Source organism: Comamonas sp. HJ-2 (genome assembly GCF_053615495.1).
In genome coordinates, this window is the sequence record NZ_JBSIFD010000030.1 from 19,261 (window position 1) to 33,344 (window position 14,084).

Consider the following 14,084-nt stretch of genomic DNA (forward strand, 5'->3'; position numbering starts at 1 on the left):
CCGGCCCGTACCTGCAGCCCTACTCCAGCCCCCAGGACACGCCGGCTGCGGCCTCCCACTGCTGCGCAAACCACTCATCGCCACGCAGATAGGCCTGCAGCATGGGCAGGCCGTCCAGGCCCCAGAATACATGGCCGTCCACTACCCAGGCTGGCACGCCGAACACGCCGGCCTGCTGCGCCTGCTCCGTATTGCTGCGCAGCCATTGCTTGACCTCGGCACTATCCTCTTCCTGGCGCAGCTGCTCCTTCAGCTGCTCGCGCAGCTGCTGCAGGCGCTGCGCATCATTGGCCTCATGTCCGCCCTGCCAGACATGCTGCATCACGGCCTGCGCCACAAAGCGGTTGATGCTGCCGTCACGCCCATGTGCCAGCGCCAGCCGCAGCAGCGGCAGCGGCTTGAACGGATGCCGGGCCGGCATCTGCAGAGGTATGCCCAGCGACCGGCCAAGCCATGTGACATGGCGGTAGGTCCAGGTGCGCTTGGCAGGAATGCCGGCCGGTCCGGGGTTGGCATTGCCTTGCAGCAAGGCACCCAGCAGCACCGGGCGGTAATCAATGTGATAGCTGAGCCCTTGCAGCGCCTTGGGCATTTGCTCCAGCGCCAGCCATGCATAGGGCGACACAAAGTCCAGATAACAAGTGATGTGCTTCATGTCGGCTCTCCTCTAAGGGCGATCAGATCTCGGCATGGCGCGGGTCCTCGAGGCCGGCGCGCTGCAGCAGCCGACCCCAGATCTCCAGGCGCAGCTCGGCATCGCCCTTGGACCAGGCGCGAATCTCGTCAATGGTTCTGAAGCAGCCCTGGCAATGGCTGCGGTCCGCCGTCATGCGGCAGACGTTGATGCAGGGCGAAGCCACGGGCTGGTCGGCCTCGGCCCAGACCAGGGCCACTTCGGCCTTTGCGGCAAGTTGTGCCAGTTGCTGAGCCTGCTGTTCCTGAAGAAGTTCGGTACTCATGCCTGCTCCACCACATCCGACCAGGGGGCTGCAGTAAGAGCCTGCAGTTGCGCAGGCGATGCGGGAAACACGCCGTGCGGGTGGCCTGCCGCAGCCCACACGGTCTCGAAGCGCTGCAGCTCGGCATCCATCAAGGTCACGACCTTGGTGGCATGGGCCACGGGGCTGACGCCGCCAATCGAGAAGCCGGTGCTGGACTTGACGAAATCCGCATCGGCGCGACCGACCTTGCCCACCAGCTGCGTCACTTTCTTTTCATCGACACGCCTGTCGCCCGAGGCCACGACCAGCACGGCCGCGCCATCGCTCCTGCGCTTGAAGATGATGCTCTTGGCCACCTGCCCGACCAGAATGCTGAGCTGATCGGCGGCCTCCTGGGCGGTACGCGCCGCGCCGTCCAGCATCTGCGGCGCATGCGGATGACCGGCATCCTGCAAAAAGCGGCTGACGCGCTGCACGCCTTCCGGCAGCGCATGAAGTTCTGACCCACACATGATGTTTTCCTGAAAATCGCGCCGCCATCCGGCAGCGTCACGGCCCCTACTGTGCCAGCTTGAGCCTGAGCTGCACCAGCTCCAGCTGCAAATCACGCAGGTCTTTCTGGACATAGGCGATATGTCCGGCACTGTTCTTGGCGTCACGCGCCTCGCGCAGCTCTTTTTTCTTGGCCTCGATGCGGCGCTCCAGCTCAAGCACCGACTGCCTGTCCTGATAGCGCTCGCGCGCCGGCGCATAGCCTTGCAAAAACGCGGCCTCCAGCGGCGCCGGGCAATAGCCCGGCTGGAACTTGCGGCCGGCTTCCGCATAGGCCTTGCCGCTGTCGGGAGTGCAGAAATCCTGCAGGCCGCGCAGCCAGCCCTGCTGATAGGCCCGCGCATCCATCTGTACGCCCTGGTCCTTGCAGGCCTTGAAGTGGCGTCTGGCGCGGGTGGACAGGTCCAGCCTGCCGTCCATGGCATCGAGCTGGCCCAGATAGGCCCAGTCCGTGTCCCTGCACTCCTGGGCATCCATGCCGGCGCAGCCGCCCAGCAGGGCAGCTGCCGCCAGACAAAGGGCCAGTGAAAAACGTGATCTTGCTTGCATGGCGGCGATGGTAACAACGCCCATGCCTGCCCGGGCCGGGCTTGGCCTCAATCCGCGCGCTTGGTCAGCAAGGCCTTGGCCACGCGCGACTGCGTGGGGCGGCCCAGATGCTCGCTGATGAACTGGCCCGCATCGATCAGCTTGTCGAGGTCGATGCCGGTCTCTATGCCCATGCCCTGCAGCAGATAGACCACGTCTTCGGTGGCCACATTGCCCGTGGCGCCCTTGGCATAGGGACAGCCGCCAAGGCCTGCGACCGAAGACTGGAAGTTCCAGACCCCCAGATCCAGCGCCGCCAGCGTGTTGCTCAGGGCCTGGCCATAGGTATCGTGGAAATGGCCGGACACCTGGTCGATATCGAAGTGCGCCAGCGTGGCCTCCAGCGCCTTCTGCACCTTGACGGGCGTGCCCACGCCAATGGTGTCGGCCACGTCCACGCGCTGCACGCCGATGCTCTTCATGAGCCCGGCCAGATAGCCCACCTTCTCGGGCGCGATCTCGCCCTCGTAGGGGCAGCCCACGGTGCAGCTCATGGCACCGCGCACGGCAATGCCGGCCTCCAGTGCCGCCTGCACCACAGGCGCAAAGCGCTCTATGCTCTCGGCAATCGAGCAGTTGATGTTGCGCTGGCTGAAGGCCTCGCTGGCCGCACCGAACACCACGATCTCGTCGGGCTTGCCGGCCAGCGCGGCTTCGAAGCCCTTGAGATTCGGCGTCAGCACCGAATACAGCACCCCGCCTCTGCGCGCTATTCCCGCCATGACTTCGGCGTTGTCCGCCATCTGCGGCACCCATTTGGGCGACACATAGCTGGTGACCTCGATCTCCTTGAGGCCTGCGTCCTGCAGGCGCTGCACCAGCTCGATCTTGACGGCTGCAGGCACAGGCTGCTTTTCGTTCTGCAGGCCGTCGCGCGGGCCCACATCGATGATCTTGACGCGTGCGGGGTATTTCATTCTTGTCTCCTTGCTATCAATAGCCCTTGCTCAGGTCGACTCGACCTGTGACGGGCTCGCCCCGGCTCATGGCGGCCACCTTGCCCACGATCTGGGCAATGCTGTCCGCGGCCAGCGTGCGGGCCGAGGTATGAGGGGTGAGGATGATTCTGGACTGCTTCCAGAACGGGTGATTCTCGGGCAGCGGCTCCTCGCGGAACACGTCCAGCATGGCGCCGCTGACATGGCCGGACTCGATCTGCGCAATCAGGTCGGCATCGACCACATGGCCGCCGCGCCCCACATTGATCACATAGGCCCCGGGCTGCAGCAGCGCCAGCGTGCGGGCATTGATGATGTCGCGGGTCTCGTCGTGCAGGGGCAGCAGATTGACCAGAATGCGCGTCTCGGACAGAAAGCGGTCCAGGCTGTCCATGCCGCTGAAGCATTCAATGCCCTGCAGCTCGCGCGGCGAGCGGCTCCAGCCATTGACCTTGAAATCGAACACCGTCAGCGCCCTGGCCACGCGCTCGCCCATCTTGCCCAGGCCCATCACGCCCACGGGATAGTCCACACGCCTGGGGTTGCGCTGATGCTGCCACAGGCCTTGCGCCATATCGGCCTCGTACTGATCGAGGCCACGGAAGAAGCGGATCACGGCCTGGGCCACATACTCGGCCATCTGCACGGCCATGCCCGCATCTTCGAGGCGGTAGACGGGCAGCGCGGCGGGAATGCGCAGCGGCAGCAGCGCATCCACGCCCGCGCCGATGTTGAACATGGCCTTCAGGCCGGCCGCCTGCTCGTCAAGAAACTGCTGGGGCGGCGCCCAGACCAGTGCATAGTCGGCCTGGGGCGCGCCCGGCTCCCAGATGGCAATCTCCGCGCCCGGCAGCGCCTCATGCAAACCTTTGAGCCAGGGTTCCGGCCGCGTATCGTCACAGCAAAATAAGACTTTCATAGATGCGAAGCCTAACGCTTTGGCATTCCTGCTGCAGACGCGGATGGCCAATGGTCCGCTATCAAAAAAGAAGCTTCCTGCGCTTTACCTGTATTGATTTCATCATTGAAAGTAACTGAATTCATGGATAGTCCAGCGCAAGCTGCTCTTTTTGTTAAACAGTTCAACCCTGGCCGGATCAGGCGGCCACCTCGATGCGCAGCAGCTCGGCGCCTTCGCTGACCTGGTCGCCAGGCACATACAGCAGCTCCAGCACCACGCCATCGCCAGGGGCGGCAATCGTGTGCTCCATCTTCATGGCCTCCATCACGGCCAGCGGCTGGCCCTTGCTGACCTTGTCGCCGGCCTTGACCGTGAAAGACACCACCTTGCCGGGCATGGGCGCCGTCAGGCGACCGCCTTCATGGCCGGTATCGCCGGCGTGGGCCAGTTGGTCGACCACGGTGATCTGGGTACTTCCCGCCTCGGTGAAGATGGACAGCTGGTCGCCCTGGGCATGGACCACGACCACCGTGCGCTTGCCGTCCAGGCCCAGCTCCAGCCGCCCGTCGGCCAGCGCGCGCCACTGCAGCGCGGCATCGCTGCGGCTCTCGCCCTCGCCAATGCCTAGCTGATAGGTCTGCGCCGCCTGCGTGTCGCGGCCGTAGGCCAGGCCGGCCGTGAAGTCCTCGCCGCGGTAGGCAAAGCCGAAGGAGCGCACATAGCGGCCCGACATGCGCCAGCCGTCGCGGCGGCTGAAGGGGTCGGCGCCCTGGCCTGCCTGCTCGCCTTGCAGTTGCCAGGCCATGGCAGCGGCGACGGCCAGGTCGCGGCCCACGAAATCCTTGCCGAACAAGGCCTCGCGCTCGCGCTCGATCAGCGCGGTATCGAGCAAGGCATTGGAGAAAGCCTGGCTCTTCACCACCTGGCGCAGAAACTGCACATTGGTCGTCAGGCCCACGATATGGGTCTGGGCCAGCGCCGCGTCCAGACGCGCCAGCGCCTGGGCACGGTCCTCGCCATGGACGATGAGCTTGGCGATCATGGAGTCGTAGAAGGGGCTGATCGCATCGCCCTCGCGCACGCCGTCGTCCACGCGCACATCGCTGATCTCGAAGCTGCTGCACACGGGCTTGCGATAGACGGCCAGATGGCCGGTGGCGGGCAGGAAGTTGTTCTCGGGGTTCTCGGCGCAGATGCGCGCCTCGATGGCATGACCCTGGATACGAAGCTCCGACTGAGCCTTGGGCAAAGGCTGCCCCGAAGCCACCAGCAGCTGCCACCGCACCAGGTCCTCGCCCGTGATCGCTTCGGTCACGGGGTGCTCCACCTGCAGCCGGGTGTTCATTTCCATGAAGTAGAACTTCATGGCTTCGGGCTGGTCGTAGCCGCCGGGCTGCTCGACGATGAACTCCACCGTGCCCGCGCCCACATAGCTCACGGCCTTGGCGGCGGCCACGGCGGCCTCGCCCATCTTCTGGCGCAGCGCGGCAGTCATGCCGGGCGCCGGCGCTTCCTCAAGCACCTTCTGGTGGCGGCGCTGCACCGAGCAGTCGCGCTCGAACAGATAGACGCAGTTGCCCTGTGTATCGCCAAACACCTGAATCTCGATATGGCGCGGACGCAGCACGTATTTCTCGATCAGCACGGCATCGTTGCCGAAGCTGTTGATGGCCTCGCGCTTGCAGGACTCCAGCGAAGCCGCAAAGTCCTCGCTCTTTTCCACCAGACGCATGCCCTTGCCGCCACCGCCCGCGCTGGCCTTGATGAGCACGGGATAGCCGATGCGGTCGGCCTCGCGTTGCAGCAGCTCGGGGTTCTGGTCGTGACCGTGATAGCCGGGCACCAGCGGCACGCCGGCCTTTTCCATCAGCTGCTTGGACTCGGCCTTGAGACCCATGGCGCGAATCGCGCTGGCGGGCGGGCCGATGAAGACCAGACCAGCCGCCGCGCAGGCATTGGCAAAGTCTTCGTTCTCGGAGAGAAAGCCATAGCCGGGGTGAATGGCTTCGGCACCCGTGGCCTGAGCGGCCTCCAGAATGCGCTCCCAGCGCAGATAGCTGTCCTTGGGCGCACTGCCGCCGATGTGCACGGCCTCGTCGCAGGCCGCGACATGCTTGGCCCGGGCATCGGCATCCGAATACACGGCCACGGTCTTCACACCCATGCGACGGGCGGTGGCGGCTACGCGGCAGGCGATTTCACCTCTATTCGCAATCAGAATTTTCTTGAACATATCGTCTCCGGTTATCGGTCAAATCACCACTCAGCGCATATCCATCAAACGCAAGCAGCTATGTTTTTTGCAATGGCTCCTGCGCATCGCCAGTGCCGCGCAGGCGTCGAAAAATCGCCTTGAGAAAGCGCCAAAGCGCCCAGATCACCAGCCACATCGCAATCACCACGACCAGCAGCACGGCGGCAAACACCAGCGGATTGGTCAGCGCCAGCCAGATGGCGCCCAGCGACACCGTGTCTTCAGCCAGACTGGCTCCCAGGTTGGAGAACGGTTCGGGCGAGGTGTTGATGAGGGCACGCGTGGTGGTCTTGGCGGCCTGGCTGGTCGCGGCCAGCGTTCCGCCCATCAAGGCAGCAGCCATGGCCATGGTGGTGCTGTCGGCAGCAAAGACCGAGGCCGCCAGCGCCGCCCCGGCGGGAATGCGCAGCACGCTCTGGAACAGGTCCCAGACCGAATCGACCACGGGAATCTTGTCGGCAAAGAACTCCACGAACAGCAGACCGCCGCTGATGACCAGCACCATGGGATGCTGCAGCACATGCAGACCGCCGGGCAGCGGCATCAGACCACTTGCACCCAACAGGCCCACGACAAACACCACGGCATAGAGGCGAAAGCCGCTGGCCCAGCCCAGGGCCGCGGCCAGCGCAAGCATCGAGGCCATGTCCATCTGCCCCACGGCTTGCCCGGCCCTGGCAGCCACATCTCCGACCTGACCAGCAGCATCGCCCACGGCCCTGGCCGTTTCGGGGTCGATATGCAGGCCGATGCGGTGCAGCCAGTCGATGATGGTTTGCCAGATATCCATGGTGTTCATTCCTTATGTCTCGCCCGGACTCTAAAGCGCCCCGGACACAAGGTTTGTCATCTCATCCGGGCAGCCAGTTGGGTTTGCGCTTGTTGAGAAAGGCCTGCACGCCTTCCTTGCCTTCGCTACTGGCGCGGATGGTGGCAATCGACTCCACAGTCGCCGCAATCAGCTGCTCGCTGATCTCGCGCTCGGCCATGTCCAATACCAGGCGCTTGCAGGCCCGCACCGCTGCGGGGCCGGCGCTCAGCAAATGCTTGAGCCAGCCGTCGACCACGGCGTCCAGCCCGTCGGCATCGACCACCTCATGTACATAGCCGATGCGATGTGCCTCCTGCGCCGAAAAGCGCTCGCCAGTGAGAAAGTAGCGGTGCGCAGCCCTGGCACCCATGGCGCGGATCACATAGGGGCTGATGGTGGCGGGAATCAGGCCGATCTTGACCTCGCTGAGGCAGAAACCCGCCGTATCAGCCGCCACTGCCATATCGCAGCAGGCCACCAGGCCCATGCCCCCCGCATAGACATCGCCCTGCACACGCGCAATCGTGGGTTTGGGGCATTCGTAGATGACGCGCAGCATCTCGGCCAGCAGACCCGCATCGACGCGGTTTTCGTCGCGCGAGTAATCGGCCATGCGGCGCATCCAGTTCAGGTCCGCGCCCGCGCAGAATGCGGGTCCTTCGGCGGCCAGCACCACGGCGCGCACATCGGCACGCTCGCCGACCTGAAGGAAGGCGGCGGTGATCTCGGCAATCGCCGCATCGCTGAAGGCGTTGCGAATGGCGGGCTGAGCCAGCGTGACGCGGGCGATGCCGCCATCCACGGTCAAAGTCAAAGCAGTCATGGCTTGTCTCCCAGTGAGTTAGGGCGTTGCAGTTGCGCAGCCGCCGTACCCGGCAGCTGCTGCATCAGGAATTCACGGACCTGCGGCAACCATTGCCCGATATTGGCTGCACGGTCAAAGAACTGGTGTCCCTCAGCGCCGCTGGATGGAGCAAACACCAGTTTCAGGTTCTGGCCTGCGGCCAGATAGCTTTCAGCCATCTTGCGCACCAGCGGCGGGCGAAAGTAGCTATCGTTTTCGGCATAAATCCACAGCTGGGGCACACGGCTGGTGGCGGCAAAGCCGGCCACGGTCTTGAGCAGTTGCACCTCGCCGCAAACCGCGGCTTTCTCACGCATCTGCGGCTGCGAACCGCGGCCGCCGGCAAAGTTGACGACGCCGCGCAAGCCCGCGGGCTGCTGCGCCGCCAGCGCCAGCGACGCAAAGCCGCCGGCAGACTTGCCCAGCAGCAGCACATGCGAGCCATCGACATAAGGCAGCTTTTGCCCGTAAGTCATGATGGCCGCCACATCGCGCGCTGCCTCCTGGGCCGCATGGGCGTAGTCGGGGTCATCGCAGCTGCCGTAGCGGTCGGCCAGAGGACCGTCCGATGCGCCATAGCCGCGGCGCAAACCCGTCACCACCACATAGCCCAGCTCGGCCAGAGCGCGCGCCTGCGGGCCGTAGCGATCGCGCATGGTTTCGCGCGCCTCTTTGCCGCTGGGTGTGCCATGGTTGAGCACGATCAATCCCCAAGGACCCTGCCCATGAGGACGATAGACATGGCCTGCCAACTCGGCGCTGTGCGCGGGCGAATCGCCGCTCGCTGGCACCCAGACCGGAATGCGCGCGTCCATGCGCTGCACCGCTGGCTCGGCAGCGCCAGCCATGGGCATGGCCAGCACAGCCGACAGCAGGACTGGCGGCAAGCAGGTGAGGAAATGGCGACGCGACATGATTGGCAGCCTCTAGCCGCTTACATGCGGAATACGCCGAAGCGCGTGTCCTCAATCGGCGCATTGCGTGCCGCAGCCAGGCCCAGCGCCAGCACGCGGCGCGTATCGGCGGGATCGATCACGCCGTCGTCCCAGAGACGAGCCGTGGCGTAATAGGGATGGCCCTGGTCTTCATACTGCTGGCGAATGGGCGCCTTGAAGCGCTCCTCTTCTTCGGCACTCCAGCTGCCGCCCTTGGCTTCGATGCCGTCGCGCTTGACGGTGGCGAGCACGCTGGCCGCCTGCTCGCCGCCCATGACGCTGATGCGCGCGTTGGGCCACATCCAGAGAAAACGGGGCGAATAGGCGCGGCCGCACATGCCGTAATTGCCCGCGCCAAAGCTGCCGCCGATGATGATGGTGAACTTGGGCACCGCAGCCGTGGCCACGGCTGTGACCAGCTTGGCGCCATGACGGGCAATGCCTTCGTTTTCGTATTTACGGCCGACCATAAAGCCCGTGATGTTCTGCAGGAACACCAGTGGCACCTTGCGCTGGCAGCACAGCTCGATGAAGTGTGCCCCCTTGACGGCCGACTCGGAAAACAGAATGCCGTTGTTGGCGATGATGCCGACCTGCATGCCCTCGATGCGCGCAAAGCCGCAGACCAGGGTGTTGCCGAAGCGGGCCTTGAACTCGTCGAACTGGCTGCCGTCCACGATACGGGCGATGATCTCGCGCACATCGAAGGGCTTGCGCGTATCGACGGGAATCACGCCATACAGCTCTTCGCTCTCGAACAGCGGCGCCGCAGGCGCATGGTCGGTCTGCGACTGGGGCTTGTCCTTGTTCAGGTTTGCCACCGCCTGGCGTGCCAGCGCCAGTGCATGCAGATCGTTCTCGGCCAGATGGTCGGCCACGCCCGACAGGCGCGTGTGCACATCGCCGCCGCCCAGGTCCTCGGCACTGACCACCTCGCCGGTGGCGGCCTTGACCAGAGGAGGGCCGCCCAGGAAGATGGTGCCCTGGTTCTTGACGATGATGGACTCGTCACTCATGGCCGGCACATAGGCGCCGCCTGCCGTGCACGAGCCCATGACCACGGCGATCTGGGCGATGCCCTGAGCGCTCATATTGGCCTGGTTGTAGAAGATGCGGCCGAAGTGCTCGCGGTCGGGGAAAACCTCGTCCTGATTGGGCAGATTGGCACCGCCCGAATCGACCAGATAGATGCAGGGCAGACGGTTCTGCGCGGCCACTTCCTGCGCGCGCAGATGCTTTTTCACCGTCATCGGGTAGTAGGTTCCGCCCTTCACGGTGGCGTCGTTGCAGACGATCATGCAGTCCACGCCGCTGACGCGACCCACGCCGACAATCACGCCGGCGCCCGGCGCATCGTTGTTATACATATTGAGCGCGGCCAACGGCGACAGCTCCAGAAACGGCGTGCCGGGGTCCAGCAGCCGCTGCACGCGCTCGCGCGGCAGCAGCTTGCCGCGCGCCACATGCTTGGCGCGCGCGGCTTCATTGCCGCCCAGCGCGTTCTGATCGCAGCGTGCATGCAGCTCATTGACCAGCGCCTGCATGGCAGCAGCGTTGGCCAGGAAATCTGCCGAACGCGGATTCAGTTGTGTGCCCAGAATGCTCATCGCTTGCCTCTTGTCTTGATTACTTTGCCCGATACGGGAACTTGGTTTTTTTCTTGCTCAGACACAGCGCTGCCACTGCAGTTGAAGAAAATGCCTTATGCACGCTGTTGAAACTGTTCTGCTTGTCTTGCTGCTGGGAGCGCTGACAGGCATTGTGGCCCGCTATATCCGGGCCATTCCCCTGCCTCTGATTCAAATCGCACTGGGTGCGCTGATTGCCTGGCCGCAAGCCGGCCTGCACATCGCGTTCGACCCCGAGCTGTTCCTGCTGCTCTTCATTCCGCCGCTGCTGTTCGCCGACGGCTGGCGCATCCCCAAGCGTGAATTCTTCGCACTGGCCAAACCCATTTTGCTGCTGGCCCTGGGCCTGGTTCTGTTCACCGTGCTGGGCCTGGGCTATCTCATCCACTGGATGATTCCCGAGATTCCGCTGACCGTGGCCTTTGCCCTGGCCGCCGTGATCTCGCCCACCGATGCCGTGGCCGTTTCGGCCATCACGCGCAATCTGGGCATGCCCGAGAAGACCATGCATGTGCTGGAGGGCGAGTCGCTGCTCAATGACGCATCGGGCCTTGTGGCGCTGAAATTTGCGATTGCAGCCACGCTGACCGGCATGTTCTCCTGGGGCGAAGTCGCCAAGGAATTCACCTGGATGGCCGTCGGCGGCCTGGGTGTGGGTGCGCTGATAGGCTGGGGTTTCAGCCATGCGCGCGGCACCATCACGCGCCGCCTGGGCGATGTCGCAGCCACGCAGATGGTGCTGCTGCTGGTGCTGCTGCCTTTTGCCGCCTATATCGTGGGTGAGAAGATCGGTGTCTCCGGCATTCTGGCTGCCGTGGCCGCAGGCATCGCCACCAATTTCGCCGACCTGGAGCGCAGCAGCTATATCAGCGAACGCCTGCAGACCGAAGGCACCTGGAGCATGGTGGAGGCCGCCTTCAACGGCGCCATCTTCCTGCTGCTGGGCCTGCAGCTGCCCTCCATCATCGGCGTGCCGCTGCATCAGGCCGGCCATGACTGGTGGATTCTGGTCGGCTATGTGGCCGCGATTTCGTTTGCGCTGCTGCTGATGCGCTGGATCTGGCTGGTGCTGGGTGTGCATGGCTCGCTGCTGCGCGCCCACCGGCAGGGCAAGATGTCCGAGCGTCCCTCGCCACTGCTGAATCTGGCCACCACGCTGGCCGGCATTCGCGGTGCGGTCACGCTGGCCGGCGCGCTGTCCGTGCCCATGCTGCTGAACAATGGCCAGCCCTTCCCGGGTCGCGACATGCTGGTCTTTCTCGCCACCGGCACGATTTTGTTCACGCTGGTGATCGGCGCCGTGGGCCTTCCCATCGTGCTGCGCCATCTGCCCCCGCACGAAGAGTCGCCCACCGTGCGTGAGGAGCGCCTGGCCCGCGAACAGGCCTGCATGGCGGCCATGGCCAAGCTCACGCTGAGCGAGGAGGAAGTGCTGCGCCGCGACCCCGAATGGGTGGCGATGCGCCAGGAGGTCAACGGCCACCTGACCCAGGAATACCGTAACCGCATCCAGTTGCTGGACGACGGCAGCGGCGCCGCGCAAAGCATAGAACTGCTGCGCGAAGCGCCCGAAGTCGTGCGCCAGCGCAAGCTGCGCTATGTGATGGAGATCGAAACCCGCATCGAGTGCATTCATGCCGAGCGGGACTTTTACTACGCCGAAAGACAGGCCCACCGCATCAACGACGAATCGCTGCGCAGCCTGGTCAGCGAGCTGGACATGCAGGAAATCGCCATGCGCAAGCGCCTCGCTGTCGCACGCCGCGCCGCCGGCCTTCCCAAGAGCGAAACCAGCGCCCACCAGCACTGAACATGCCTCTTCCCAAGCCCCGCAGATGCGGGGCTTTTGGCAGGGGGCGCAGGCATGGTTCAACATGGCATTCAGGCAGTCTTGATCACGCGCAGATCCAGCAACTCGATCATCTCGTCGCGAATCCTGAACTTCTGGATCTTTCCCGTCACCGTCATCGGGAAGGCCTGGACAAAGCGGATATAGCGCGGCACCTTGTAGTGCGCAATCTGCCCCTTGCAGAACTCACGGATCTCATCTTCGCCGAGTTCCAGGCCGGGCTTGACAATGATCCAGGCACAGAGCTCCTCGCCATAGCGCACATCGGGCACGCCCACCACCTGCACGTCCTGCACCTTGGGGTGGCGATAGAGGAATTCCTCGATTTCACGCGGGTAGATGTTCTCGCCGCCACGGATCACCATGTCCTTGATGCGGCCCACGATATTCACATAGCCTTCGCCGTCCATGGTCGCCAGATCGCCGGTGTGCATCCACTGCTCGGCATCGATGGCCTCGCGGGTTCTGGCCTCGTCTTCCCAGTAGCCGTGCATGACGGAATAGCCACGCGTGCACAGCTCGCCCGACTGGCCCGGCGGCATGATCTCGCCCGTGGACGGATCCACGATCTTCACCTCCAGATGCGGCTGCACCTTGCCCACGGTGGCAACACGTTTTTCCAGAGGCGTGTCGGCATCGCTCTGGCAACTCACGGGACTGGTTTCCGTCATGCCGTAAGCGATGGTGATTTCGCTCAGATGCATGTCGCGCACCACACGCTTCATCACCTCGATGGGACAGGGCGAGCCGGCCATGATGCCGGTGCGCAGCGTGGACAGATCGAACTCGGCAAAGCGCGGATGGTCGAGCTCGGCAATGAACATGGTGGGCACGCCGTGCAGACCCGTGCATTTCTCGGCCTGCACTGCCTCCAGCACGGTGATGGGGTCAAAGCCATCATTGGGATAGACAATGGTCGAGCCATGGGTGAAGCAGGCCAGATTGCCCAGCACCATGCCGAAGCAGTGATACAGGGGCACGGGAATGCACAGTCGGTCCTCGGGCGTGAGGCGCATGCATTCACCAATGAAAAAGCCATTGTTGAGGATGTTGCGGTGCGTCAGCGTCGCGCCCTTGGGGAAGCCCGTGGTGCCGCTCGTGAACTGGATATTGATGGGGTCGCGGTTGCTGAGCGTGGCCGCAATCGCATCAATGCGCTCATCCGCACTGGTTCCCTGTGCCATCAACTGCGAAAAGCGCAACATGCCGGGCTGTTCGGCGTCCAGATCCGCCGCACCTGGGCCGGTCGCACCTGAGCCGGCCGCACCTGGGCCGACCGCACCTGGGCCGGCCGCGTCAATCCACACCACGGTGCGCAAGGCCGGCAGGCGTTTGGATTGCAGCTGGCCTGGCGCGCAGCTCGCCAGCTCGGGCGCCAGCTCGCGCAGCATGCCCAGATAGTCGCTGGTCTTGAATCGCGGCATGGATACCAGCGCCTTGCAGCCCACCTTGTTGAGTGCATATTCGACTTCAGAGGTGCGGTAGGCCGGGTTGATATTGACCAGCACCAGTCCCACCTGCGCCGTGGCCAGCTGCATCAGCACCCACTCGGCATTGTTATGGCTCCAGATACCCACCCGGTCGCCCTTGACCAGCCCTTGCGACAGCAGCGCACTGGCCAGCTGGCGCGCAGCCATATGCAGCTGGGCATAGCTGTAGCGCAGCCCCTGATGACGGCTGACCAGCGCGTCACGCGAGCCCTGGCGCTGTGCCATTGCAGCAAAAAAATCGCCAATCGTCTGCTCGATCAGCGGCACATCCGTGCCCCCCTTGGCATAGCTGGCGGTCAGCGCGTTCACTTGCGATGGCATGGTCTTGTGTCTCCTTGCGTGCCGGCAGCCAC

At 64.3% G+C, this 14,084-nt stretch carries 13 protein-coding genes; 1 reads left to right on the forward strand and 12 read right to left on the reverse strand.

Annotated features, from left to right (window positions below):
- Positions 1-19: 19 nt before the first annotated feature.
- From ACWGXF_RS20945 to ACWGXF_RS20995, 11 genes are all read right to left on the reverse strand, one after another.
- A complete protein-coding gene (locus ACWGXF_RS20945) occupies positions 20-655 on the reverse strand; it encodes a 2-hydroxychromene-2-carboxylate isomerase (RefSeq protein ID WP_256629693.1) in 636 nt (211 codons plus the stop codon).
- Positions 656-677: 22 nt separating this feature from the next.
- Entirely contained in the window at positions 678-959 is a 282-nt protein-coding gene (locus tag ACWGXF_RS20950; protein ID WP_256629692.1) for a DUF1289 domain-containing protein, read from the reverse strand.
- Positions 956-1,453: a YbaK/EbsC family protein gene (locus ACWGXF_RS20955; RefSeq protein WP_003061666.1), complete on the reverse strand. Its 498-nt coding sequence runs from the start codon at positions 1,451-1,453 to the stop codon at positions 956-958. The genes ACWGXF_RS20950 and ACWGXF_RS20955 overlap by 4 nt, the downstream gene beginning before the upstream one ends.
- A gap of 46 nt (positions 1,454-1,499) precedes the next feature.
- A complete protein-coding gene (locus tag ACWGXF_RS20960; protein ID WP_171832478.1) occupies positions 1,500-2,066 on the reverse strand; it encodes a DUF2799 domain-containing protein in 567 nt (188 codons plus the stop codon).
- Positions 2,067-2,089: 23 nt separating this feature from the next.
- The gene (locus ACWGXF_RS20965; RefSeq protein ID WP_452102449.1) at positions 2,090-2,998 is read right to left on the reverse strand and encodes a hydroxymethylglutaryl-CoA lyase; all 909 of its coding nucleotides are present in this window, start codon (positions 2,996-2,998) and stop codon (positions 2,090-2,092) included.
- A gap of 16 nt (positions 2,999-3,014) precedes the next feature.
- Positions 3,015-3,938 (reverse strand): 2-hydroxyacid dehydrogenase, encoded by a 924-nt coding sequence (locus tag ACWGXF_RS20970; RefSeq protein WP_039049470.1) that lies wholly within the window; start codon positions 3,936-3,938, stop codon positions 3,015-3,017.
- Positions 3,939-4,116: 178 nt separating this feature from the next.
- Complete coding sequence (locus ACWGXF_RS20975; RefSeq protein ID WP_054075817.1) at positions 4,117-6,153, reverse strand: acetyl/propionyl/methylcrotonyl-CoA carboxylase subunit alpha; 2,037 nt, start codon at positions 6,151-6,153, stop codon at positions 4,117-4,119.
- A gap of 58 nt (positions 6,154-6,211) precedes the next feature.
- Positions 6,212-6,964: a DUF4126 domain-containing protein gene (locus tag ACWGXF_RS20980; protein WP_003061657.1), complete on the reverse strand. Its 753-nt coding sequence runs from the start codon at positions 6,962-6,964 to the stop codon at positions 6,212-6,214.
- Between the two features lie 61 nt (positions 6,965-7,025).
- Complete coding sequence (locus tag ACWGXF_RS20985; protein ID WP_003059063.1) at positions 7,026-7,808, reverse strand: enoyl-CoA hydratase/isomerase family protein; 783 nt, start codon at positions 7,806-7,808, stop codon at positions 7,026-7,028.
- Positions 7,805-8,743 carry an alpha/beta hydrolase family protein gene (locus ACWGXF_RS20990; RefSeq protein ID WP_229227960.1) on the reverse strand — a complete coding sequence of 313 codons (939 nt, stop codon included), beginning with the start codon at positions 8,741-8,743 and terminating at the stop codon, positions 7,805-7,807. The genes ACWGXF_RS20985 and ACWGXF_RS20990 overlap by 4 nt, the downstream gene beginning before the upstream one ends.
- Before the next feature lie 20 nt (positions 8,744-8,763).
- The gene (locus ACWGXF_RS20995) at positions 8,764-10,371 is read right to left on the reverse strand and encodes a carboxyl transferase domain-containing protein (RefSeq protein ID WP_039049467.1); all 1,608 of its coding nucleotides are present in this window, start codon (positions 10,369-10,371) and stop codon (positions 8,764-8,766) included.
- Positions 10,372-10,468: 97 nt separating this feature from the next.
- On the opposite strand from ACWGXF_RS20995, the gene ACWGXF_RS21000 reads away from it, so the two are divergent.
- Complete coding sequence (locus ACWGXF_RS21000; RefSeq protein ID WP_003061651.1) at positions 10,469-12,202, forward strand: Na+/H+ antiporter; 1,734 nt, start codon at positions 10,469-10,471, stop codon at positions 12,200-12,202.
- 71 nt (positions 12,203-12,273) lie between these two features.
- Here ACWGXF_RS21000 and ACWGXF_RS21005 read toward each other — a convergent pair whose 3' ends face one another.
- Complete coding sequence (locus ACWGXF_RS21005) at positions 12,274-14,052, reverse strand: AMP-binding protein (RefSeq protein ID WP_256629689.1); 1,779 nt, start codon at positions 14,050-14,052, stop codon at positions 12,274-12,276.
- Positions 14,053-14,084: the final 32 nt, after the last annotated feature.

Excerpts from the sequence above, each read along its gene's own strand:
- ACWGXF_RS21005 (WP_256629689.1), bottom strand. The coding sequence starts at position 14,052 with ATGCCATCGCAAGTGAACGCGCTGACCGCCAGCTATGCCAAGGGGGGC.
- ACWGXF_RS20965 (WP_452102449.1), bottom strand. The coding sequence starts at position 2,998 with ATGAAATACCCCGCACGCGTCAAGATCATCGATGTGGGCCCGCGCGAC.
- ACWGXF_RS21000 (WP_003061651.1), top strand. The coding sequence starts at position 10,469 with ATGCACGCTGTTGAAACTGTTCTGCTTGTCTTGCTGCTGGGAGCGCTG.
- ACWGXF_RS20950 (WP_256629692.1), bottom strand. The coding sequence starts at position 959 with ATGAGTACCGAACTTCTTCAGGAACAGCAGGCTCAGCAACTGGCACAA.
- ACWGXF_RS20945 (WP_256629693.1), bottom strand. The coding sequence starts at position 655 with ATGAAGCACATCACTTGTTATCTGGACTTTGTGTCGCCCTATGCATGG.
- ACWGXF_RS20980 (WP_003061657.1), bottom strand. The coding sequence starts at position 6,964 with ATGGATATCTGGCAAACCATCATCGACTGGCTGCACCGCATCGGCCTG.
- ACWGXF_RS20970 (WP_039049470.1), bottom strand. The coding sequence starts at position 3,938 with ATGAAAGTCTTATTTTGCTGTGACGATACGCGGCCGGAACCCTGGCTC.
- ACWGXF_RS20995 (WP_039049467.1), bottom strand. The coding sequence starts at position 10,371 with ATGAGCATTCTGGGCACACAACTGAATCCGCGTTCGGCAGATTTCCTG.
- ACWGXF_RS20960 (WP_171832478.1), bottom strand. The coding sequence starts at position 2,066 with ATGGGCGTTGTTACCATCGCCGCCATGCAAGCAAGATCACGTTTTTCA.
- ACWGXF_RS20990 (WP_229227960.1), bottom strand. The coding sequence starts at position 8,743 with ATGTCGCGTCGCCATTTCCTCACCTGCTTGCCGCCAGTCCTGCTGTCG.
- ACWGXF_RS20985 (WP_003059063.1), bottom strand. The coding sequence starts at position 7,808 with ATGACTGCTTTGACTTTGACCGTGGATGGCGGCATCGCCCGCGTCACG.
- ACWGXF_RS20975 (WP_054075817.1), bottom strand. The coding sequence starts at position 6,153 with ATGTTCAAGAAAATTCTGATTGCGAATAGAGGTGAAATCGCCTGCCGC.
- ACWGXF_RS20955 (WP_003061666.1), bottom strand. The coding sequence starts at position 1,453 with ATGTGTGGGTCAGAACTTCATGCGCTGCCGGAAGGCGTGCAGCGCGTC.